Source organism: Thalassobacillus hwangdonensis (assembly GCF_042675915.1).
In the GTDB taxonomy this organism is placed as follows: domain Bacteria; phylum Bacillota; class Bacilli; order Bacillales; family Halobacillaceae; genus Thalassobacillus_A; species Thalassobacillus_A hwangdonensis.
This window is the reverse complement of record NZ_JBHTKL010000001.1, coordinates 264,151-284,839: the sequence shown is the minus strand read 5'-3', so window position 1 is coordinate 284,839 and position 20,689 is coordinate 264,151. Positions and strand designations below refer to the sequence as shown.

Sequence of the window (20,689 nt, the reverse complement as noted above, 5' to 3'; positions counted from 1 at the left end):
AAAAATTCTGCAAGTCCTCCAAAATCAGATGAATTTCCAACAAAAAAAGAGCATACAATTCATCATGCATGCTCTTTAAAAGTATTCTCAGTTACTTGGAAAGTACTGCTTGATTTGATCCAACGCCTCATCTTTGAAAATTTCTTTTCCGTATTCTTCCATGCGGTGGATTGTCAGAGGTGACTCATGTCCAAACTCCAGAACCTGACTTAAGATGTTTTCCTGTTCTTCATCACTCATATTTTCCTCATGGAACTGAATATATAAATAGTAGGCATTTTCAAAATGGTACAAGCTTTGCTCGAAACCGTCCGTATCCTGGAAATAATGCCCCAACTGGATTACATCCTCAAATTCATCGAATCGTACGGTGAAGTCCAGAGAATCCAGTTCGTCATCGGACTCGTCATAATCGTCTTCATCATCCGTGTCCTCTTCTGTAGCTTTGAATTTATTTTCAAGCAGGGATTCCAGCTTATCGTCAACCGGCATATCTATGGAATTACCACTTTCTGTAGGGAGTTCAAGCTTTTGGCCGTCCTGAGACAAGTGGGCTTTCGTAACAATAACTTCAAGCCCTTTTTCCAATGCCTGCACCTGAATCCATAGCGGGCCTTCTGCCTGGAAATTTTCCTGATCGTTGACTTCATCCATCATTTCCCAGAATAACTGCTCGCTTCTTTCTCTGTTATACCAGATTTCTTCCCTGTCAAAACCGCGCTGTTCGACATCATGGTAGGAAATATAGAATTTGACGGTGTTTTCGTTTATGCGTTCGATTTCCATGTGTACTCTCTCCCTTCTATAGTTGAGTAAGCGGAAGGGAATCATTCACCCTCAGTAAGAAGCTATTTCTTATACTTTACCCTAAACGTAAAGGATTAAATCTCTTGGTATGCTTGGTTTACTTTCTTATCTTTATTGTATGACAGATGAAGCCTTTGTGGAAAACAAAATGCTTCATTTCGGCAAAAACAAACGAATATCACGAGTATTGAGTTTCGCTTTGAAATGTCCTTTAATCAAAGGGATGTCCCGATGATTAATTTTCTATTTTAGCTTATTTCAGACAATTTGTCACTACAATCAGGGGGATTTTTTATGGAATGGGAATTGCTGCAATCCGTGTTGATCATCATAGGAATCGATATTGTATTAGGAGGAGACAATGCAATTGTCATTGCCCTCGCCAGCAGAAATCTGCCAAAGAAGCAGCGCAATAAGGCGATTTTCTTTGGGACAGGCTTAGCAATCGTTGTACGCGTACTTCTCACCGCAATTGCATTGTATTTGCTGCAGATCCCTTTTCTGAGACTCATTGGCGGCCTTCTGCTGATCTACATTGCAATCAAGCTTCTGATCGATCAGGATGAGGACCCGAATGTTAAAGCAGGAGACAGCCTGATTTCAGCAGTGAAAACAATTGTATTCGCAGATATCGTCATGGGATTTGATAATGTGCTTGCGATTGCTGGAGCATCTCATAATAATCTTTTACTCGTCATTACTGGCTTGCTCGTCTCAGTCCCGATCATCATTTGGGGAAGTAAACTGATCCTCTCGCTGATGGAACGATTTCCAGCACTTGTTTACATCGGAGCAGGTATCCTGGCATATACTGCGGCTGAAATGATTATCGAAGAACGGAGACTCGAACAGTTCTTCCATGCAAATGAACTCTTCCCTCTCCTTTTCCCGCTCATTGCCATACTGTTTGTATTATCTACAGGTTATGTACTCAATAAGGACGAAGCAGCTTAGAATTCACACACAGCCCTTATTATTATGGACCGTACAGATCAAAGCAACAAAAAAACCAAGGTCTGACCAGATGGTCAGCCTTGGTTGTTTATCAGTTAACTAGACGTTGTGCTTCGCGCAGCTGGAATGTACGAACGCTTCGTGGCAGGAACCTGCGTATTTCGTCTTCGTTGTATCCTACCTGCAGGCGCTTCTCATCAATGATAATTGGTCTTCTGAGCAATCCCGGATTATCCTGAATAAGATCGAATAGATCTTTTAACGGTAATTGATCAAAGTCGACATTCAGCTTTTGGAAAACCTTTGAGCGTGTAGAGATGATTTCTTCTGTGCCATCTTCCGTCATACGCAAGATCTCTTTGATTTCATCGATCGTCAACGACTCGGAAAAGATGTTACGCTCTTTGAAAGGAATGTCATGTTCCTCAAGCCATGCTTTCGCCTTTCTGCATGATGTACAACTTGGTGAGGTATAAAGTGTTACCATTGGTACTTCACTCCTCAATCTAATGTATTTAACTAACTTGAATATGTTTCCTAAATTAAAATTACTTTAAATAAGCAACTATATGTATAATATATCACATATGTCAAGTATTAGCTAGATGGTTGTGAAAAGTTTATACAAATATTGTACAACAGATGAAGCTACTCTGTTTACAGTACTTGTACCTCCTTTATTTCATTACTAAACATATATTTAGACATTTCCTTAAAAAATATACCAATTTTCTATTTTCATTTATTCGTTGAAAATGAAAACCACCTGCACATCAATGCAGGTGGCAATTCTTAAGCTTTTTCAGTTTCATTCAATGAATCAAGAATATTATCTGACTCACGATCTTCATCCAGTGTGAGGACTTCGTCGACAGGTTGATACGATTTCCCATAAAACTCGGTATCTTTATATGTGTGGATTTCTTCATACATCTTCTTCATTTGCTCGTAAATGTATTCTTCAGAAGCATCATCTGGGGACCAATAGAGGATTTCCATCTGGTTCGGCTCATCCGTTGCCAGCGATTTTCTTGTGTAGCCGATGGACTGGGCGTGCTTGAACCCTTCCCGTTGATAGAAGTGTAGGCGTTTTGCAGTATCCGTATCTTCATAATCGACAGGTTCCACTTCCAATATGATCGGCTTGCCTTTCGCTTTCATTTTCTCGATCAGTTTATGTCCCAGACCTTGACCTCGCGATGCTGCGGAAACATAGACATAATCGATAAACAGGAACGTATCGAATTCCGCGTACATCAATACATGATGTTCACCTTCATCTTTATAGTAGACGTCTCCTTTTTCCTTGAGCAGACTCTCCATGTGTTCTTTCGATTTCATTTCTTCGATTGGAAAGTATTGATTCAGCTTTTCATACCAGTTCATTGATCTACTCCCTTACTATTTTGTCAATTCAATTATAACGAAGTTTCCTTAGAATGTTAAATCTTCCATGAAAGCACTACCATTTCTTCTTGTTCCCCACTTCCTTTGTGTTTAAACATCCTCTACAATAGAAGTAACGAATAAAGGAGTGAGTCCTATGGGCACTTTTGTTTTGGATATGGCATTGATAGGCGGAGGCATCATCGTACTCACAGCATTCATCGCAGTAATCGTAAATGGAATCGGTACCAAATGGTTCAGCAAAGGAGAAAAAGACGAATTCCTGGAAAAATCAAGAAGTTACCAAACTACCTGGAGAAAAGTTGGCGGCAACAAGAAATAGTCCATTTACTGTGTTTTAAGTAAGAGTTTTAAGGGGAACCCCATGTTTCTAATGCGATTTCGAGATATGCCTATTATTATGTGCTTTAGGGAAGGGCGAGACTCCCACGGGAGATGGAGCTAGGCTAGACCCCGGAAGGCTTTGCCTGAGGAGGCTTGCCAGATTCCCCGTAGGAAAGCGAGTCCTTCCCCAAAGCACCTTACTCTTACAGTCGTCTCGAAATCAACTTTTTTCAAATCAGCCTATTTGTGAATACTTTAATAGAAGTGTCAAGCACCGCAACTTTAATAAAGTATAAAGCCCGGAACGTGAATGAATCACGTTCCGGGCTTTCATTTTAATTCAATGGGGTGTAATCGACACCTTCACTATACTTATTAAGCGGATTCCAGATCAAATACTCATTGATACCATTTTCATTAAGCGCGCGGATCTGTGCTTCCACTTCTGCCTTACCATATTGCGTCGCCGGTCCTGAATACAACCATGGTGCTTCGAAATCCTGAATCCAAGGTCTTGAGATCGGTGGATTTTCAAGTTTCCCTAACACTTCATTTTCAACCTTCGCATACTCGACAGTGAGCTTATAAGGCTCTTTGTCAGGAAAATCAATGCCAAAGTACGACGTCCAGTGACTCGGATAAATCATTGAAGAAATGACATCTACGTTGCTACTGATTTTTGAAAAGTTCTGTCCGATACCAGGAGCTTCCTTGATCGTTGCAGAGTAGCCGAAAATATCGACGGAAACGTGTACACCGTATGGCTCAAGTTGTTCTTTTGCATACGCAACGAAATCTGTCACAGCTGTTACCCTTTTCTGTACATTATCCACATCCAGTTCTGCATAGTCCCCCTCATTATAGGAAAGCTCTTTATCTTTACGTTCGAAGCCTTCCGGGAAACGGACATAATCAAACTGGATATCTCTGAATCCAAGTTCTGCTACCATTTTTGCGATTTCAACATTATATTCCCAGACATCTTTGACAAATGGATTGACGAACGCCTCGCCTCTACCATTCACCCAAACCTGACCATTCTTCGTAAATGACCATTCAGGTTTTTGTTTAGCAAGCAGGGAATCTTTGAAAACTACAACCCTTGCGATTGGGTAAATCCCCTTTTCTTCAAGTACCTTCAACATTTCTCTTGGATCCTTGATATAGTTCTCTGCAATATCATAATATGGAGAGTCTTCATCCGGTTTGAATGTTATGTTCCCGTGGTCTTCCTTAATATCGATGACCATCGCATTCAAATCGGTAGAATCCACCAGATTCAGAAGGCCCTCAAAACGACTGCCTCCTGCAGAAGGTCCTGTCACATAAATTCCTCGAACGGCATCCGGGTATGTAAAATCAAGACCGGAATCATACACAAATCTTTTCATCGGACTCGGTAATTCGAACTCCTTCAAAGATAATGGTCGTTCTTTATAATTGGCAGCTTTCTTTGCCTCATTTTCAGATTCTTCGTCTGCCTGAACATTATGTATCGGTATTAACAGACCTAATAGAAATACACCTGCCAAAACCAGCATCTTCAGTTGTAATTTCCCCATATGCATCCTGCTCCCATGCTTTATTTTCTAGTTACTTATCTATTATAAAAGACAATACTTGTAAAAGGATAGGGTATTTTACACATTTATGTAGAAAAATCCAATAATCTATCATTTGCCCTAGGCCATCCTTTTGCAATCATACTTTCTCTTCATTCTATTCATGAGCATGTACTTTTATCATTCAAAATGAAAACAAGGTCAGCCCATTGAATATAATGAGAGACCTTGTTTTCTTATGTGTATGGATTACACATTTGCTTTTAGCTCGCTTTGATAATGTTCGAATTCTTTCGTTGTGCATAGTACCCAGTGACCTGGACGTACTTCGCGGAATTCCGGTTCTTCACTGGTATCATGCTGTGAAGGATCATATGCCGTACGTTGACGGGAACGCTCATAGTCCGGATCCGGCAAAGGAATTGCTGATAGCAAGGACTTCGTATATGGGTGCAGTGGATTTTTGTACAATTCATCTGCATCAGCAAGCTCTACCATTTTACCGAAGTACATTACACCGATGCGATCACTGATATATTTGACCATGGATAAATCATGGGCAATGAACATATACGTCAGGTTGTTTTCTTTCTGCAATTTTTTCAGCAGGTTAACAACCTGCGCCTGAATGGATACGTCTAAAGCAGAGATCGGTTCATCGGCAATGATGAATTCTGGATCTACGGCAAGCGCACGAGCAATACCGATACGCTGACGCTGTCCGCCACTAAATTCGTGCGGATAACGGTTAGCGTGTTCTTTATTCAGACCTACAGTTTCAAGCAAATCGTAGACACGCTTCTTTCTTGCATCCTGATCTTTAGCAAGACCATGGATATCCAACCCTTCTGCAATGATATCCATAACGGTCATACGAGGATTCAATGATGCATAAGGATCCTGGAAAATCATTTGCATCTTACGGTTGAACTGTTTAAGGTCTTTTTTGGATTTCTTATCGTGTACATCGACACCATCATAAATGACATTTCCATCTGTCGCGTTATATAGACGGATGATACTTCGTCCTGTCGTGGACTTACCACAACCAGACTCCCCTACCAATCCGAATGTCTCACCTTTATAGATGTCGAAGGAAATTCCATCTACCGCCTTTACGACACTATGTCGACCGGTTTTAAAATGCTGTTTAAGATTCTTTACTTCTAATAGTTTTTCCTTACTCATGACTGTTCACCTTCCTCATTCGAAGCGGATGCACTACTTGCCATGCCTTTCATGCGGCGTTTGACTGCTGCAGGCGGCTCTACTTCAGGAGCATATTCATGTAATAGCCATGTTGCAGCATAGTGCGTATCGGAAACTTTGAACATCGGTGGTTCCATTTCTTTATCGATTTCAAGTGCGTATTCATTCCTTGGAGCGAAAGCGTCACCTTTAGGTGGCTTTAGCATATCCGGTGGTGAACCAGGAATAGCAATCAAATCTTCATCCGTATTATCCAACGTCGGCATAGAACCTAGTAGTCCCCATGTGTATGGGTGTTTAGGATTATAAAATACGTCATCTACTGTTCCGATCTCTACGATTTTACCTGCATACATAACAGCCACACGATCTGCTACATTCGCAACAACACCAAGGTCATGCGTAATAAAGATGATGGAAGAATCGGTCTTCTTCTGAATATCCTTCATCAATTCAAGAATCTGTGCCTGGATGGTAACGTCCAGTGCTGTTGTCGGCTCATCCGCAATCAAAATCTTAGGATTACAAGCAAGTGCAATCGCTACGACGACACGTTGACGCTGACCACCAGAGAATTGGTGTGGATATTGATTCAAACGTTGCTCTGGGTTAGGAATACCTACCAACTCAAGCAACTCTACAGTTTTCTTCTTAGCCTGTGCTTTTGGTATTTTCTGATGTTTGATCAGACCTTCCATTACCTGGTTACCGATTTTCATCGTCGGGTTTAATGATGTCATCGGATCCTGGAAGATCGTCGAAATCTTTTTACCACGAATCTGCTGCATTTCTCTCTCGCTTGCTTTCGTCAAGTCTTTTCCTTCGAAAAGAATTTCCCCTTCTTTAATACGTCCAGGAGGAGAAGGAATCAATCTCGCCAATGCTCGGGTTGTGACTGATTTACCTGAGCCCGACTCACCTACGATTGCAAGGGTTTCCCCTTTCTTCAAATCGAAAGTGACACCACGGACTGCCTGTACTTCTCCACCATAGGTATCGAAGGATATTTTCAAATCATTTACTTCTAAAATTTTCTCCATGATTACACCTGCCTCCTATTCACGCATCTTCGGATCTAGTGCATCTCGAAGACCATCTGCCAAGATATTAAAGCCGATCATTACTAGAGAAATGACGATTGCAGGGAAAATCATCATATATGGATTGATCATCATTGAATCAAATCCATCATTTATCAATGTTCCCAGTGACGCATCCGGTGACTGCAGTCCTAAACCAATGAAGCTTAAGAATGCTTCAAAGAAAATCGCTGCCGGAATCGTAAACATCGTATTTACAATTATAATCGCCAACGTATTAGGAATCAGATGTCTTGTAAGAATACGCTTATCTGGAGCACCCAATGTTCTCGATGCTAATACAAACTCCTGATTCTTAAGCTTCAGTACTTGTCCCCTCACCATACGTGCCATTCCTGTCCAACCGGTCAACGTAAGCGCAATGGTTATCGATATTATTCCCGGCTCGAGAATCATGATCATCAGGATAACGACAACCAAGTTCGGAATACCGACAAGAATCTCGATGATACGCTGCATGACGTTATCAACGCGTCCGCCGTAATAAGCCGAAATACCACCATATGCTACACCAACAACTAAATCAATTAACGCTGCAAGGAAAGCGATATATAGGGAAATACGCGTTCCATACCATGTTCTAGTAAATAGGTCACGGCCCAACGCATCGGTACCGAACCAGAAGTATTCTTCATTCAAATCTTTTGCTTCATAAATATGATAGTACCCTTTAACTTCTGCAGAGTCAGGAGAACCGTCTCCCTCACTCTTTACTTTGTAAGTCATGAACTCGTCATCCTGCACACGGAAGCGGGCCCGTAACCGTTCTTTTACTGCTTCAACGGAATCTCCTTCATAGGAGTCGGATTTGGTACCATCCAAACCGAGCCATCGGATATCCTCAAGCCCTTGGACCCTTGGCGGTAATTTGGATAATCCCAATTCCTGGTCGTTGATACCATCTTCATTGAAGTATGGGCCAATGATAGACATCAACATGATGATAGCCAAAACGACAATACCAAAGATCGCACCTTTATTCTTACGTAGGCGGATCCAAGCATCCTGCCAATATGTCAAACTGGGACGCGCAATTTTTTCCGAGGCGTCCTCATCTTTTTTTGCGAGTTTAAATAAATCTTTATCCAAATTCTCTTTAGACATTAATCACTACCCCCAGCCAGTCGTATACGTGGATCGATGATTCCGTAAAGTATATCGACTATTAGAATTACCAAGATGAAGAAAAAGGCGAAGAATAATGTTGTACCCATTATGATTGGGAAGTCATTGGTCATAACGGAAGTAACGAACTGCTCACCAATTCCAGGTATAGAGAAGATTTGTTCGATTACAAGAGTACCGGTCATTAAAGCAATTGCCATCGGACCCATGATCGTTACCAAAGGAATCAATGCATTTCTTAATGCATGTTTGAAAATCAATGAATTTTTACTAACTCCTTTTGCTCTTGCTGTAACAATGTAATCTGAACCCAGTACTTCAATCATTTCTGTACGTAAGAACCTGGCAGCAGTAGCAATCGGGAATATCGCTAGTGCTATGGTAGGCATAATTGTATGTTTCCAACTCTCCCAATACGAAACCGGGAGCCATTGCAGTTCTACACCAACATAATATTGAAGCAGACCAGCAAAAATAAAGGAAGGTATGGATATACCAATTACCGATATGATATTTGAAGCATAGTCTATTGAAGAGTTAGCTCGAATTGCTGCAGCTATACCCAATAACATACCTATTATCGTTCCAAGGATCATAGCCTGGAATCCAAGATGCGCTGAAGTAGGTGCACGATTCAATAGAATATCCGTTACAGGCTGGTTATTCATTTGGAATGATACACCTAAATCACCCTGAGCTAGTTTAACTAAATAATTAAAATATTGGATAGGGATCGGGTCATTCAAGTTATACTTTTCAAAGATTATTTCTTTTTGGGCTGCTGAAAGCTTCTGTTCCGCTTTCAACGGAGAACCGGGAAGCAATTTCATCAGGAAGAACGAAAACGTGGCGATCAAAAATAAGGTGATGAACATATAGATGAGTCGCTTAATGATAAATCTCGTCATCCTTATCCCTCCTATTCGTCTTTGGGGTTTAAATTTTTTGACAGTTCAAATTATTCAAAAAACCTTTATAAACGGAAAAAGAGAGTATATGCCACAACTGTGACAGTACACTCTCCCTCTCCTCTTACCAAGAGGTAAACATTTCACTCATATACGATTATTCCGCAGAGATATATGCGTGTTTATAAGTGAAGTCTGCCCCCATTGGGTTGAAAATGACACCTTTTACAGTAGGTCTCCATAGATATGCACGAGAGCGTTGGTACAATGGTGCGATCGCAGCATCTTCTTGTACTAGTTGCTTCTCAGCTTCAAGCATCTTATCGAAACGAGCTGGAAGGTCAGTAAGAAGATCGTTGTTAGCTTCTTGCATTAGAGAATCATATTTTTCGCTATTGTAGTTCATAGTCATGTAAGGACTATCAGACATCCACATGTTCAACCATGTGCTAGCGTCAAGGTAGTCAGGACCCCAACCAGAGTTCTGAATATCGTAGTCGGACGCTTCATCACGTGCGATACGCTCTTCAAATGGAACCTGGGAAATTTCAAGAGTCAGACCTTCAAGGTTACTTTGAAGTTGGTCAACAATGTACTCATCCATTGTTTTTGCAACATCAGAGTCTCCACCTAGGAAACGAAGTGTTACAGAATCAGTTCCTAGTTCTTCAAGACCTGTCTGCCACAATTCTTTCGCTTTCTCTTTATCTGTAGTTACTAGATCTCCGTTTAGTGAACGGAAGTCTTCACCAGATTCAGGGTGAGAAACGAAATCAGATGGTACAGCACCTGTAGATACTACAGATCCGTTGTTCAAGATAACGTCAACCAAATCTTGCTTGTTGATGGACATTTGGATTGCTTTACGGATGTTAACGTTAGCAAGCGCTTCATTGTCCTGGTTCATCTTCAAGTAGAAAAGAACCGGTTCAGGCATTGTTACATAATCTTCAGATCCTGCATATTTCTCAACATATTCAGCTGTAAGACCAGCACGGTCAGTACCACCAGTTTCGTACTGGTTAACTGCTGCACTTGTTTCTTTAACAACGTTTACGTTGATAGTTTCAAGAGTTACGTTTTCAGCATCCCAGTAATCAGGGTTCTTAGTAAGATTCCAGCTCTCACTTGCTTTCGGATCCCAATTCTCAAGTAGGAATGGTCCGTTGAAGATCAAGTTATCAGAAGTCAATGCATAGTCAGCACCTTGTTCTGTAACGAAAGCTTCGTTCAACGGGTAGTAAGTACCGAAAGTCAATAGGCTGTGGAAATAAGGTACAGCTTTTTCAAGCGTGATTTTCAATTCGTAGTCACTTACAGCTTCAACACCTAGCTCTTCAACACCCATTTCGCCATTGTTGATTGCTGTAGCGTTTTTAAGCACGTCGTTCATCATGAATGGGCCGTACTCAGATCCAGTTTCAGGATCGATTGCACGTCTCCAAGCGAAAACGAAGTCGTTAGCAGTGACAGGGTCACCGTTGGACCAAACAGCGTCTTCACGAAGTTTGATTGTCCACTCAAGACCATCTTCACTTACCTGAGGCTCTTCAGCAGCTACTGCTGGTTCAGGCTGAACATCTTCGTTCAAGCGGTAAAGACCTTCCATAGTTTCACCCAACCACTGGAATGCAACAGCATCCGTAGCGTGTGAAGAATCCATAGTAGGAATCTGAGATCCCTCTAGAAGGTTAAGTACTTGCTCTTCAGCAAGGTTCTTGTCTCCGGAAGCTTCTTCACCAGAATCTCCCTCAGCGTCTGCATCTTCTGAACCTTCATCTTCAGAAGTTGTGTCCTCTGTATTCGTGTCATCGCCAGAGTCAGCATTGTCGCTGTCTCCACCGGAGCACGCTACAAGGAACATACTTAGTACTAGTGCAAGGACTAGTAACAACCAGTTTGTCTTTTTCATGTAGAAAATGACCTCCCCTAAAATTGTCTAAAAATTTGTGAATAATTTATCCACACATCGAATTATACAAGTTTTCGGACAATTTTGCATTAATATTTTTCAGAAAAAATACACAAGCCCCGATATTATTACGTTCGCGTAACACAAAATAGTTATATTTACCTAGTTTATTTACCGGAAGTCCCATGCGCTTATTAGCGCCATATTGGAAAAGTCAGCATCTATAGGGAAGAGTTGGATGTAATATTTTCTATACCTGTCGCTTCTCCAATATTCGACGCATTCGTGCTATAATGACATTGATAATTTGAAAGGTCGTGAAAGCATTGAACATCTTCTATAATAAATGGATGGTGCTGATCTTCCATTTTGCTGCAGCCTATCTGATCACGATTGCCACTGCTTCTGCTGGAAGTCTAGTGCAATTCATCAATATCCTCTTCTACCTAAGCTCCTTCTATCTAATGGTGGGATTGATGATGTGGGTCATCAAAGGCGGGTTCTTTGATGCAGTGACGAAGAGCTTCCGTAAAACGGGAAGCATCTTTTCTAAAAATCAGGATTACCTGCTTGAATTGGAAGATAAGGCATTACCTTCTGATCGCATAAGCGTAAGTACTGTAAACTTTTTCTTGTTTCAAGGCATCCTGTTGCTATCGGGGATGGGATTATTGCTGATCGCCTATTATTCCTGACTTGCACAGGGTTCGCAGTATCGATTATAATAACAAAATAAATGAATACGAAGATGTAATGATGAAACGAAAGTACCGGCTTCCTCTGTTTTATAGAGAGACTGTGATGGTGGAAATCAGTCAACAAGAAAATCCGGGAATTGGGGTTTCTGAGCACCGCGATCATGCGGCGTATTCCGGCGATAACGGCAAAGTGATTCCAGAAGTGATTCTGGATTAACAAGGGTGGCACCGCGGTTCATTCGTCCCTTTCCCAGGGATTCGAATGGACTTTTTTTATTTATTAAATACTTTGAGGTGATAACGATGAAAACAATTTTTTCTGGCATTCAGCCAAGTGGTACGTTGACATTGGGAAATTATTTAGGAGCAATGAAGCATTTCGTCGATATGCAGGATGAACATGATTGTTATTTTTGCATTGTCGATGAACATGCAATTACGGTCCCTCAAGACCGATTGCAACTTAGAGAAAATATCCGCTCACTAGCTGCTTTGTACTTGGCAGCTGGAATTGACCCGAACAAGTCGACTTTGTTCATTCAATCAGAAGTTGCAGCACATACTCAGCTAGGGTGGATGCTTCAATGTGTCAGCTACATCGGCGAATTGGAGCGCATGACCCAATTCAAGGATAAGTCATCGAAAGGAAAAGAGGCTGTATCTTCAGGTCTTCTCACTTATCCACCACTGATGGCTGCCGACATTCTTCTATATAAGACTGATTTAGTTCCTGTTGGAGAAGATCAGAAACAGCACTTGGAACTGACTCGTAATCTGGCTCAGCGTTTCAACAATAAATACAATGATATCTTCACTGTTCCAGAGGTAAGCATTCCTAAAACAGGCGCCAGGATCATGTCATTGCAGGATCCTACAAAGAAGATGAGCAAATCGGACACCAACCAAAAAGCTTTCATTTCCATGCTTGATGATGATAAAAAGATTGAGAAGAAAATCAAAAGTGCAGTCACTGACTCAGAAGGAATCGTCAAATATGATAAGGAAAAAAAAGCTGGCATCTCGAACCTGCTTACGATCCAATCGATTTGTACTGGTAGAACGATCGAAGAATTGGAGAATCATTACGATGGTAAGGGGTATGGAGAATTCAAACAGGATGTAGCCTCCGCAGTTATCGGAGTATTGAAGCCGATTCGTGAACGATATGAGGAATTGATCGGCTCTGAAGAACTGGATGATGTACTCGATTCTGGGGCAGAACGTGCAAACATGCAAGCTGATAAAATGCTCAAAAAAGCTAAAAAAGCTATGGGTCTTGGAAGAGTCAAAAAGAAGAAATAAAGAAAAGCAGAATTGAAGGAAGCCTTCAATTCTGCTTTTTTAAACTTGTTTCTGCTTTTTCATTTTCAAGTTCCCATATCTTTTCAAAGAATGGCTGGCCTTTTATGAGTTTTCCGCATAATTCTTCGTGCTCTCTTCCCCACCCTACGGTAGTTCCATCATATAAGCGCTGCCATGATTCTTCCATGCTCAGTTCACATATACGGCTATATTCAGAAGGATCCCACTCTGTGAGCCAATATCTGATTTCCTGCAGATTATCTGTTTGTTTCAATTGATCCAAAGCCATCATCAATAACTGCTTCAGTTGGCGCTCTTTACGTGTCAGTCCCAGCATTTGCTCCGGAGAAAGGGAAAGGATGTGGTGTTCCTTATCTGTCATGTCTACATTCCATTCAAATGTAGAAACTTTCTGACCGTCGACCATTTCCAGAGCCAACCGCTCCTGACGCGGAATCAATCTGCTCTTCCTGACTGGCAGGGTGTAGCCTAATGTGTCGAACGCAATGACGGTTTCCCCATTTGTGACGATTGCAGCATAATCCAGTGTTTTTCTTTCCTGGTTCTTTCTTAAGTATGCTCTACGATGTATCGATTCCAGCAAGCTGATGGGAAGATCTTGGAGGTCATTTTCGATATATTGGTATAGTTCCTCGGATACTAGCAGCAACGGTGCCTGGTCGAGCAATTCGATGCCATCCTCTTTCCGCCATTCATGAAAATGGCACACATTATATCCATTTTCTTCGCCTTCAAACCAGTTTACCCAGACGTCGTGCATGTACAACATATTAGGTCCTCACCTTCCATCTATAGGTTTCATTTGCCTTCAGTATGGTCGAGTTATGGAACTTTTATTCTGAAGTTCAAATTATTGGCAAGGATTTCTTCCTATTTTCAACGTGCTCAATAACATCAATAATAATCCGATTAAAAACAACCAGCATTCCATCCTGGACTGAATGAAAATGACATATTCCTGCCAGGACATTCCTGCAGGCAACAGATTCATGTAACCGATCAGAGAAGTGCCGCCGGTGACAGTGAATCCGAACCCGATTAAAAAAATGAACCATTGGATCAACTGCACCACTCCTCCTGCTCGTCCATGTTGGTAGATATATATGTAAGAATTTAAAAAACATACGTTACAAAGGTAAATTCACAAAAAAAATCCGCACCCTTTATGAGGTGCGGATTTTAATGATAGCAAATCTATTCATATTTCTTGAAAATCAGTGTTGCATTATGACCACCGAAACCAAGTGAATTACTGATTACGGCATTCACTTCCTGGGAACGAGCCTCATTCGGTACATAATCAAGGTCACATTCTGGGTCTGGTGTTTCATAATTGATTGTTGGAGGCAGGATGCCATCTCCGATTGCCTTCAATGAAATGATCGCTTCGATGGCACCAGCTGCTCCTAGTAAATGTCCCGTCATTGATTTGGTAGAAGAGATCGCCAACTTGTTTGCGTGCTCACCAAATACTTGCTTGACTGCCATCGTTTCAAACTTATCGTTCAATTCAGTCGATGTTCCATGTGCATTCATATAATCGATTTCAGCCGGCTTCATACCCGCATCATTGATTGCCTGCTGCATCGACCGAACCGCCCCTTCTCCTTCTGGTGCTGGAGCAGTGATGTGGTGTGCATCTCCAGTCGAGCCATAACCTACGATTTCGCCGTAGATTTTCGCTCCACGTTTTTTCGCAGACTCCAATGTTTCAAGCACGAGAATTCCTGCGCCTTCTCCCATAACGAAACCATCACGGTTCTTATCGAACGGACGACTTGCTGTTGCTGGATCATCGTTGAACGTCAATGCTTTCATTGCAGAGAACCCTGCAAACGACATCTTGTTCATCGGCGATTCTGTACCACCAGTGATCATAACGTCCGCATCTCCACGCTGGATGACTTTGAACGCATCGCCGATCGAGTTCGTACCGGAGGCACACGCTGTAACGGAACAGGAATTGATTCCTTTAGCTCCAAGCGTGATGGAAACTTGTCCGGCAGCCATATCCGGAATCATCATCGGGATGAAAAATGGACTTACACGACGATATCCTTTCTCAAGGAACTTCTCGAACTGTTCTTCGTATGTTCCCATTCCACCTATGCCCGATCCGATCCATACACCTGTGCGGGGCGCAAGTTCTTCTGTAATTTCCAAATCGGCATCTTTCACCGCCATCAAAGCAGAAGAAACTGCGTATTGTGTAAATAAATCCATACGACGGGCTTCTTTTTTATCAATAAATTGAGTGACATCGAAATCTTTCACTTCTGCAGCTACTTTAGCAGGGTAATTTTCTTTATCCACTTTTGTGATGTAGTCGATACCGGATTTACCATTCTTGATGCTATCCCACATGTCCTCTACTGTATTCCCAACGGGAGAAACAGCTCCCATACCAGTGATTACAACTCGTCTTTTATTTTCCATCTCTCAAACGTCCTCCTTCTTACTTTCCCCAGCGGATTGCTACAGCGCCCCATGTAAGGCCGCCTCCGAATCCTACCAGTACAATAAGATCATCTTCTTTTATTTTACCATCTGCTACGTCTTCTGATAATGCAATCGGAATGGATGCTGCAGATGTATTTCCGTATTTCTGGACAGATTTGGACATTTTCTCTTCTGAAATGCCGAGACGCTGTCTCGCTGCTTCCATGATCCTGATATTCGCCTGGTGCGGGATCAAGTAATCAACATCTTCTTTTTTGAAACCGATTTTTTCCACTACGTTTACGGACGATTCCGGCATCTGTCTTACGGCGAATTTGAATACTTCCCTGCCGTTCATCACGATGTGCTCATTCTGGTAAAGGTGTTTACCTCCAGTGCCATCTGCTCCAAGTTCAAAAGAAAGGATTCCTTTTCCTTCACTTACAGGGCCGACGACTGCCGCTCCTGCACCATCCCCAAACAGAACACATGTATTCCGGTCAGCCCAGTCGGTGATTTTCGATAATTTCTCCACTCCAACCACGAGAATGTTCTTATATGCATTCGTTTCAATGAATTGCTTCGCGGTAATCAATCCATACATGAATCCAGAACAGGCCGCGCTCAAATCCATCGCAGCAATATTCCTTGCGCCGAGCCGCTCCTGCAGCATGGTTGCAACCGAAGGGAATGGCTTATCCGGTGTTACTGTAGCAACAAGGATCATATCCAAGTCTTCCCCAGTCAAACCTGCTTTATCAAGTGCCATTTCCGCTGCCAAGAACGCCATATGGGAGGTGTCCATATCATCTTCAGCGATGCGTCTTTCTTCAATGCCTGTTCTCCCTTTGATCCATTCATCATCCGTGTCTACCATTTTCTCCAAATCACGATTGGTAAGGACTTTTTCAGGTACATAGTGCCCAGTTCCTAAAATACCAGCATTCATATTTCCATCCCCTTTAGAGGTAGTGTTATTATCAATTGTTATGACTTGGTACTAATATTAATGTATTCTTTCTATTTAATCAAGAGGTATCGAGCCCACAATCCCACCTTCCTGATGCATAAACTAGCACTAGGAGGTGGTGCTATGCGAAAGTCCGATCGAGGCCGTTTCGATGAGATGATGTTCGGTAGAAAAAATGACCCAGAAGATAAAAAAGAGCTGAATGAAAGTGAGGACAGCCCGTTTGATTGGGTGACATTCATGCAGACGATGTCCGACACCTACCAATCCTTCTCCCCTTATGTCAAACAAATGTCAGAAAAAATCAGCAAATTCAAAGGACCGAAGTAAAGTACTGAAACCCGATTTCCATGTCCTGATGCACATTGTCATTTTATTAAGAAAAGGATGCCTCAGCCATTCTCCTTCAATAAAGAAGAAGTAACGGCTGAGACATCCTTTTTTAATTTTCATATGGCAATTTCCCAGTAGCTTTATATGATTCGATATAGCCTTGTACTTTTTCCTTCAATGCATCAGGTACTTGATCACTGAAGGCCCCCATCGAAATCGCATTTTCCTTGAAATCATATTCAATTACATCACCCGGCAATTCTCCGTTCACCGCTTTTTCCATCGCATCTATATAGAGGACCTCTACATTCTGTACAGTGCTTGTCAGTACGGTGTTCTTTCCTAAATTGGACTGATCATTTACATAGCCGATTGCAAAGTTGCCGTCATCCTGGATTTCCTGGATAATCAACGAGCTGAAACTGTCTCCAGTCGGATAAAACACATCCGCTTCAGTCTTCTCCATCATCTGATACAGTTGCAGTGCCTTCTCTTTATCATCCCAGCTGCCTACGAAGTTAAGATGGATGTCAGCATCAGGGTTTTCATAATTGACCCCTTCAAAAAATCCTTCCACTTCAGGCTGCCATTCATGTGCCGCAATGATTCCCACTTGATTGGTCTCGGTCATTCCACCTGCAACGACACCCCCGAAAAAACCCATTGCATTAGCACTGAAATTCAGGCTCGTTACATTCTCTGCGGTGAATCCACCGTTAAAATAAATGAACTGTATTTCCGGGAAGGACTCATGAATACGTTGAAAATGTTCTCCATACGTACTGCTGTGGCCAAAGATGATTTTCACACCTTTATCAGCCAGTTCATCTACTGCCTTGTTCACTTCCGCTTGTGATGTGATGCCTTCTTTGAAATATACATCTACATCATACTCATCTTTGATTTCCAATAGACCTTTATATCCTTTTTGTCCCCAGGCCTGATCATGGACCGTCGTTTCCACAAGCATTCCAACAGATTGGATGTTTCCTTCTCCTGCACCTGCACTACATCCAACTAAAGATATAAATGTCATAAGTGTGATAATCATTATCTTCTTCAATGCCAGCACTCCTACAATAGTCAACCGAGTCGTTTTCTTTATTTTAACTTGAAATCAAGATGAATGTAAATGAAGCAGGTGCAAAGTTTACTTAACTTTCATAATATATCCGATATTTCATATAATGTTCATTTAAGCGTTTCACCATCTGATCATCGGACTTATGATTATCACTTATGAATGAGGGCTCTTCATTCCTGCTATCAGAGTCCTTCCATCTTAACAACTGGTGAACAAAATCTTCTATATATACTGTATCCTCACGCTTAATGTAATCCTCTACACTAATTCGTTCGCCGTTCATATTCAGGGTTTCCTCATCTCTCGGCATCCACTCCCCGTATAAATGGGGGACTGGGAGAACGTATTCCTCTTTTTTCTCTTGCCTTTTTATATTAGAAACCTCCATCGTAATTGTTCCTTTCTCATTATCAATTACAAATTCCCTCTCAATATGCTCTGTATCACAATGCTTTTCCATCCCCAGTCTGGTGCGGAAATGCTGGAAATTGCTGTTACGTCCAATCCATAGGTACTTGAACTCTTCTTTATCTGAATCAATGGGGTCCACCCCAATCACTTCCTGCCCATTTTTCAATAAATATTCGACTAGATGAAAACCGATCCAATGAAAACATGGTTGAATGAAATAGGCCATCACTGTCCCTCCTCACTACCACTCTATTCATTAACTCGACCTCGTTATTCAAATATTCCTTCAAGGAAAACGATTTCATATTTATTTTTTCCATTGGTTTTGGTAAACTGAATGAAGAATGTGCAAATGAGGTGAGCGAACATGCGATTTTTTTGGACAATTTTCTGGGCATTTTTATTAAGCTTCATGATTACCTATGTTATCAGCAATATGGGTGGGGCTGACTTTACAATTATGCAAGTAGTTGTTTTGACTGTTTTATTCTCAATTGCCAGCGTCGTGCTTGGCGAAGGGTTGATCAAAGACGAAGCGTGATTGAAATGAATACTTACATGATGCAAAAAGTCGCGCTAGCTTAGCGCGACTTTTCATCGTTACCAATCAAGGTTTTCGTTTATAGGTCCAAACCCGGTTATGATTCGTCGTTTCGGGAAAGCGATCTCCAGCTTTCAATTCAATTTGCTGAGGGTCAGTGACCATGCTGCCCGTTTCACCTATTTCTACATATTTTCCATTATTGGGTGCATGATCCCCTTCTTTGAATTGATGTCTTTGCCCCATTGCGCACACTCCTTCTTTTCTTTATATGAATTAGCATGCGCGAATTGAAATTATTAATACCAGGCGGCGCCAAGTGCACTGATAGCAACTAAAGCAGCCAAAGGCAAAATCAGCCTTCGTGCTCCGTAACCGCCATAAGGTGGATAGCCATACCCAGGGTAACCATAACCAGGATACCCATAAGGTCCATACCCATACTGACGGGATGCGTCCCTTGTATCCTGCGACTGGGATTCAGGAACATCGATATAGACGAATTCTCCATCTACATGGACAACGACACCTTCCAATTGCTGACCATCAGCTAATGATAATACAACTGGCAAATGCATATGCTGGACAGCTTGGTCATACATTGGATGATAATCATGATTTCTTTTCATTCAACCACCTCCATAAATCCAAGATATTCAACTAATGGATGTGGTGTGCAGGATGACATAATACAAGATAAATCTTTTGGAGGTAAGCCACATGGAAGCTGTCAGCGATTTATGGCTATTGATCAAATATATTTTTCTAGGCCTGTTTCAAGGTGTCACAGAACCTATTCCGATTTCCTCTAGCGGGCACCTAGTATTGCTTAAAAACATTTTCGGAATCGCCCCGGATGGACTGCTTTTCGAAGTCTTCGTCAACTTCGGTTCACTGATTGCAGTATTACTGGTGTATCGGAAAGACATTATACGCCTTGTGAAAAATGGCTGGTCCTATGCCATTCATAAGAATGAGGAAAGTAAGTCTGAATACAATTTCATCGTATTCCTGATTCTTGGAACAATTCCGGCTGCAGTCCTGGGAATTCTTTTGGAAGACTGGATCGGAACTACTTTCAATCAGCCGTATATGATAGGGATTACACTGATTATCACAGGGATAGCATTATGGATCATTCGTAACCTTCGTGGAAACAAAGGAGAAGGGAACCTTACATGGAAAGATGCTCTCATTGTCGGTTTTGCCCAGGCAGTGGCATTAGTACCTGGTATCAGCCGTTCCGGTGCTACGATCGTTGCAGCTATGCTGCTCGGCATGAAGCAGGATACAGCGTTGCGATTTTCTTTCCTATTATATATACCCGTCAGTCTAGGGACGATGGTCCTTTCTATCGGAGACATTGTCGGGCTTGAAGATAGAAGTCTGATGATTCCGTGGTTGCTTGCGATCATGGCATCAATCATCGCCACGTACTTCTCATTGAAATGGTTTATGAATATCATGGCACAAGGCAACCTCAAATATTTCGCATTCTACTGCTTCATTGTAGGAGCCATCGCCATCATCATTCTGTCTTGAAAAAATGGCCCTGATCCAATTGGATCGGGGCCATTATTCT

At 41.8% G+C, this 20,689-nt stretch carries 24 protein-coding genes and 1 other annotated feature; of the genes, 7 read left to right on the top strand and 17 right to left on the bottom strand.

All coding sequences use genetic code 11. The annotated features are described in order from the left end of the window. Positions 1-87: 87 nt before the first annotated feature. Positions 88-786 carry an adaptor protein MecA gene (mecA, locus tag ACFQ2J_RS01535; protein WP_386055940.1) on the bottom strand — a complete coding sequence of 233 codons (699 nt, stop codon included), beginning with the start codon at positions 784-786 and terminating at the stop codon, positions 88-90. A 315-nt stretch (positions 787-1,101) separates the two neighbouring features. Here mecA and ACFQ2J_RS01530 point away from each other — a divergent pair, with 315 nt between their 5' ends. Further along, positions 1,102-1,761 (top strand): TerC family protein, encoded by a 660-nt coding sequence (locus ACFQ2J_RS01530; protein WP_386055938.1) that lies wholly within the window; start codon positions 1,102-1,104, stop codon positions 1,759-1,761. A 91-nt stretch (positions 1,762-1,852) separates the two neighbouring features. Here ACFQ2J_RS01530 and spxA read toward each other — a convergent pair whose 3' ends face one another. Continuing rightward, the gene (gene spxA / locus ACFQ2J_RS01525) at positions 1,853-2,248 is read right to left on the bottom strand and encodes a transcriptional regulator SpxA (RefSeq protein WP_386055936.1); all 396 of its coding nucleotides are present in this window, start codon (positions 2,246-2,248) and stop codon (positions 1,853-1,855) included. Positions 2,249-2,553: 305 nt separating this feature from the next. Then, positions 2,554-3,147: a GNAT family N-acetyltransferase gene (locus ACFQ2J_RS01520; RefSeq protein ID WP_386055934.1), complete on the bottom strand. Its 594-nt coding sequence runs from the start codon at positions 3,145-3,147 to the stop codon at positions 2,554-2,556. 157 nt (positions 3,148-3,304) lie between these two features. Here ACFQ2J_RS01520 and ACFQ2J_RS01515 point away from each other — a divergent pair, with 157 nt between their 5' ends. Further along, positions 3,305-3,490, top strand: a complete 186-nt coding sequence (locus tag ACFQ2J_RS01515; protein ID WP_386055932.1) for a hypothetical protein — start codon at positions 3,305-3,307, stop codon at positions 3,488-3,490. 337 nt (positions 3,491-3,827) lie between these two features. On the opposite strand, the gene ACFQ2J_RS01510 is transcribed toward ACFQ2J_RS01515, so the two are convergent. The 6 genes from ACFQ2J_RS01510 to ACFQ2J_RS01485 all read right to left on the bottom strand — a co-directional run bounded on the left by ACFQ2J_RS01510 (position 3,828) and on the right by ACFQ2J_RS01485 (position 11,308). Further along, positions 3,828-5,054, bottom strand: coding sequence for a putative glycoside hydrolase (locus tag ACFQ2J_RS01510; RefSeq protein ID WP_386055930.1), 1,227 nt, complete (start codon positions 5,052-5,054; stop codon positions 3,828-3,830). A 249-nt stretch (positions 5,055-5,303) separates the two neighbouring features. Continuing rightward, complete coding sequence (locus tag ACFQ2J_RS01505; RefSeq protein WP_386055928.1) at positions 5,304-6,242, bottom strand: ABC transporter ATP-binding protein; 939 nt, start codon at positions 6,240-6,242, stop codon at positions 5,304-5,306. Continuing rightward, a complete protein-coding gene (locus tag ACFQ2J_RS01500) occupies positions 6,239-7,303 on the bottom strand; it encodes an ABC transporter ATP-binding protein (protein ID WP_386055926.1) in 1,065 nt (354 codons plus the stop codon). The genes ACFQ2J_RS01505 and ACFQ2J_RS01500 overlap by 4 nt, the downstream gene beginning before the upstream one ends. Positions 7,304-7,318: 15 nt before the next feature. Next, positions 7,319-8,467, bottom strand: coding sequence for an oligopeptide ABC transporter permease (gene opp3C / locus ACFQ2J_RS01495; protein ID WP_386055923.1), 1,149 nt, complete (start codon positions 8,465-8,467; stop codon positions 7,319-7,321). Continuing rightward, complete coding sequence (gene opp3b, locus ACFQ2J_RS01490; protein WP_386055921.1) at positions 8,467-9,396, bottom strand: oligopeptide ABC transporter permease; 930 nt, start codon at positions 9,394-9,396, stop codon at positions 8,467-8,469. The genes opp3C and opp3b overlap by 1 nt, the downstream gene beginning before the upstream one ends. A 157-nt stretch (positions 9,397-9,553) precedes the next feature. Further along, the gene (locus ACFQ2J_RS01485; protein ID WP_386055919.1) at positions 9,554-11,308 is read right to left on the bottom strand and encodes a peptide ABC transporter substrate-binding protein; all 1,755 of its coding nucleotides are present in this window, start codon (positions 11,306-11,308) and stop codon (positions 9,554-9,556) included. Between the two features lie 326 nt (positions 11,309-11,634). Here ACFQ2J_RS01485 and ACFQ2J_RS01480 point away from each other — a divergent pair, with 326 nt between their 5' ends. Together ACFQ2J_RS01480 and trpS are read left to right on the top strand one after the other, a co-directional pair. After that, on the top strand, positions 11,635-12,003 hold the full coding sequence (locus ACFQ2J_RS01480; protein ID WP_386055917.1) for a DUF3899 domain-containing protein: 369 nt from the start codon (positions 11,635-11,637) through the stop codon (positions 12,001-12,003). Positions 12,004-12,052: 49 nt separating this feature from the next. Next, positions 12,053-12,256: a binding site (T-box leader), on the top strand. 53 nt (positions 12,257-12,309) lie between these two features. After that, on the top strand, positions 12,310-13,308 hold the full coding sequence (gene trpS, locus ACFQ2J_RS01475) for a tryptophan--tRNA ligase (protein ID WP_386055915.1): 999 nt from the start codon (positions 12,310-12,312) through the stop codon (positions 13,306-13,308). Between the two features lie 25 nt (positions 13,309-13,333). Here trpS and ACFQ2J_RS01470 read toward each other — a convergent pair whose 3' ends face one another. The 4 genes from ACFQ2J_RS01470 to ACFQ2J_RS01455 all read right to left on the bottom strand — a co-directional run bounded on the left by ACFQ2J_RS01470 (position 13,334) and on the right by ACFQ2J_RS01455 (position 16,717). Then, positions 13,334-14,098: a YjbA family protein gene (locus ACFQ2J_RS01470; protein ID WP_386055913.1), complete on the bottom strand. Its 765-nt coding sequence runs from the start codon at positions 14,096-14,098 to the stop codon at positions 13,334-13,336. A gap of 81 nt (positions 14,099-14,179) precedes the next feature. After that, positions 14,180-14,392: a hypothetical protein gene (locus tag ACFQ2J_RS01465; RefSeq protein WP_386055911.1), complete on the bottom strand. Its 213-nt coding sequence runs from the start codon at positions 14,390-14,392 to the stop codon at positions 14,180-14,182. Between the two features lie 131 nt (positions 14,393-14,523). Continuing rightward, complete coding sequence (gene fabF / locus ACFQ2J_RS01460; protein ID WP_386055909.1) at positions 14,524-15,765, bottom strand: beta-ketoacyl-ACP synthase II; 1,242 nt, start codon at positions 15,763-15,765, stop codon at positions 14,524-14,526. Positions 15,766-15,784: 19 nt separating this feature from the next. Further along, the gene (locus ACFQ2J_RS01455) at positions 15,785-16,717 is read right to left on the bottom strand and encodes a beta-ketoacyl-ACP synthase III (RefSeq protein ID WP_386055907.1); all 933 of its coding nucleotides are present in this window, start codon (positions 16,715-16,717) and stop codon (positions 15,785-15,787) included. Between the two features lie 144 nt (positions 16,718-16,861). On the opposite strand from ACFQ2J_RS01455, the gene ACFQ2J_RS01450 reads away from it, so the two are divergent. Continuing rightward, positions 16,862-17,068 carry a hypothetical protein gene (locus ACFQ2J_RS01450; protein ID WP_386055905.1) on the top strand — a complete coding sequence of 69 codons (207 nt, stop codon included), beginning with the start codon at positions 16,862-16,864 and terminating at the stop codon, positions 17,066-17,068. 112 nt (positions 17,069-17,180) lie between these two features. On the opposite strand, the gene ACFQ2J_RS01445 is transcribed toward ACFQ2J_RS01450, so the two are convergent. Continuing rightward, on the bottom strand, positions 17,181-18,134 hold the full coding sequence (locus tag ACFQ2J_RS01445; RefSeq protein WP_386055904.1) for a BMP family ABC transporter substrate-binding protein: 954 nt from the start codon (positions 18,132-18,134) through the stop codon (positions 17,181-17,183). Between the two features lie 91 nt (positions 18,135-18,225). Continuing rightward, positions 18,226-18,792 (bottom strand): hypothetical protein, encoded by a 567-nt coding sequence (locus ACFQ2J_RS01440; protein ID WP_386055902.1) that lies wholly within the window; start codon positions 18,790-18,792, stop codon positions 18,226-18,228. Positions 18,793-18,933: 141 nt separating this feature from the next. Here ACFQ2J_RS01440 and ACFQ2J_RS01435 point away from each other — a divergent pair, with 141 nt between their 5' ends. Next, positions 18,934-19,107: a YjzD family protein gene (locus ACFQ2J_RS01435; protein WP_386055900.1), complete on the top strand. Its 174-nt coding sequence runs from the start codon at positions 18,934-18,936 to the stop codon at positions 19,105-19,107. A gap of 66 nt (positions 19,108-19,173) precedes the next feature. Here ACFQ2J_RS01435 and ACFQ2J_RS01430 read toward each other — a convergent pair whose 3' ends face one another. Then, positions 19,174-19,353: a YjzC family protein gene (locus ACFQ2J_RS01430; protein WP_386055898.1), complete on the bottom strand. Its 180-nt coding sequence runs from the start codon at positions 19,351-19,353 to the stop codon at positions 19,174-19,176. A gap of 53 nt (positions 19,354-19,406) precedes the next feature. Continuing rightward, positions 19,407-19,736, bottom strand: coding sequence for a hypothetical protein (locus tag ACFQ2J_RS01425; RefSeq protein WP_386055896.1), 330 nt, complete (start codon positions 19,734-19,736; stop codon positions 19,407-19,409). A 91-nt stretch (positions 19,737-19,827) separates the two neighbouring features. Between ACFQ2J_RS01425 and ACFQ2J_RS01420 the strand changes: the two genes are divergently transcribed. Next, complete coding sequence (locus ACFQ2J_RS01420; RefSeq protein ID WP_386055894.1) at positions 19,828-20,649, top strand: undecaprenyl-diphosphate phosphatase; 822 nt, start codon at positions 19,828-19,830, stop codon at positions 20,647-20,649. Positions 20,650-20,689: the final 40 nt, after the last annotated feature.

Coding starts and splice junctions, on each gene's coding strand:
- ACFQ2J_RS01435 (WP_386055900.1), top strand. CDS start 18,934: ATGCGATTTTTTTGGACAATTTTCTGGGCATTTTTATTAAGCTTCATG.
- ACFQ2J_RS01420 (WP_386055894.1), top strand. CDS start 19,828: ATGGAAGCTGTCAGCGATTTATGGCTATTGATCAAATATATTTTTCTA.
- trpS (WP_386055915.1), top strand. CDS start 12,310: ATGAAAACAATTTTTTCTGGCATTCAGCCAAGTGGTACGTTGACATTG.
- ACFQ2J_RS01450 (WP_386055905.1), top strand. CDS start 16,862: ATGCGAAAGTCCGATCGAGGCCGTTTCGATGAGATGATGTTCGGTAGA.
- ACFQ2J_RS01530 (WP_386055938.1), top strand. CDS start 1,102: ATGGAATGGGAATTGCTGCAATCCGTGTTGATCATCATAGGAATCGAT.
- ACFQ2J_RS01455 (WP_386055907.1), bottom strand. CDS start 16,717: ATGAATGCTGGTATTTTAGGAACTGGGCACTATGTACCTGAAAAAGTC.
- mecA (WP_386055940.1), bottom strand. CDS start 786: ATGGAAATCGAACGCATAAACGAAAACACCGTCAAATTCTATATTTCC.
- spxA (WP_386055936.1), bottom strand. CDS start 2,248: ATGGTAACACTTTATACCTCACCAAGTTGTACATCATGCAGAAAGGCG.
- opp3C (WP_386055923.1), bottom strand. CDS start 8,467: ATGTCTAAAGAGAATTTGGATAAAGATTTATTTAAACTCGCAAAAAAA.
- ACFQ2J_RS01510 (WP_386055930.1), bottom strand. CDS start 5,054: ATGGGGAAATTACAACTGAAGATGCTGGTTTTGGCAGGTGTATTTCTA.
- ACFQ2J_RS01425 (WP_386055896.1), bottom strand. CDS start 19,736: ATGAAAAGAAATCATGATTATCATCCAATGTATGACCAAGCTGTCCAG.
- ACFQ2J_RS01470 (WP_386055913.1), bottom strand. CDS start 14,098: ATGTTGTACATGCACGACGTCTGGGTAAACTGGTTTGAAGGCGAAGAA.
- ACFQ2J_RS01505 (WP_386055928.1), bottom strand. CDS start 6,242: ATGAGTAAGGAAAAACTATTAGAAGTAAAGAATCTTAAACAGCATTTT.
- opp3b (WP_386055921.1), bottom strand. CDS start 9,396: ATGACGAGATTTATCATTAAGCGACTCATCTATATGTTCATCACCTTA.
- ACFQ2J_RS01485 (WP_386055919.1), bottom strand. CDS start 11,308: ATGAAAAAGACAAACTGGTTGTTACTAGTCCTTGCACTAGTACTAAGT.
- ACFQ2J_RS01440 (WP_386055902.1), bottom strand. CDS start 18,792: ATGGCCTATTTCATTCAACCATGTTTTCATTGGATCGGTTTTCATCTA.
- ACFQ2J_RS01430 (WP_386055898.1), bottom strand. CDS start 19,353: ATGGGGCAAAGACATCAATTCAAAGAAGGGGATCATGCACCCAATAAT.
- ACFQ2J_RS01500 (WP_386055926.1), bottom strand. CDS start 7,303: ATGGAGAAAATTTTAGAAGTAAATGATTTGAAAATATCCTTCGATACC.
- ACFQ2J_RS01515 (WP_386055932.1), top strand. CDS start 3,305: ATGGGCACTTTTGTTTTGGATATGGCATTGATAGGCGGAGGCATCATC.
- fabF (WP_386055909.1), bottom strand. CDS start 15,765: ATGGAAAATAAAAGACGAGTTGTAATCACTGGTATGGGAGCTGTTTCT.
- ACFQ2J_RS01520 (WP_386055934.1), bottom strand. CDS start 3,147: ATGAACTGGTATGAAAAGCTGAATCAATACTTTCCAATCGAAGAAATG.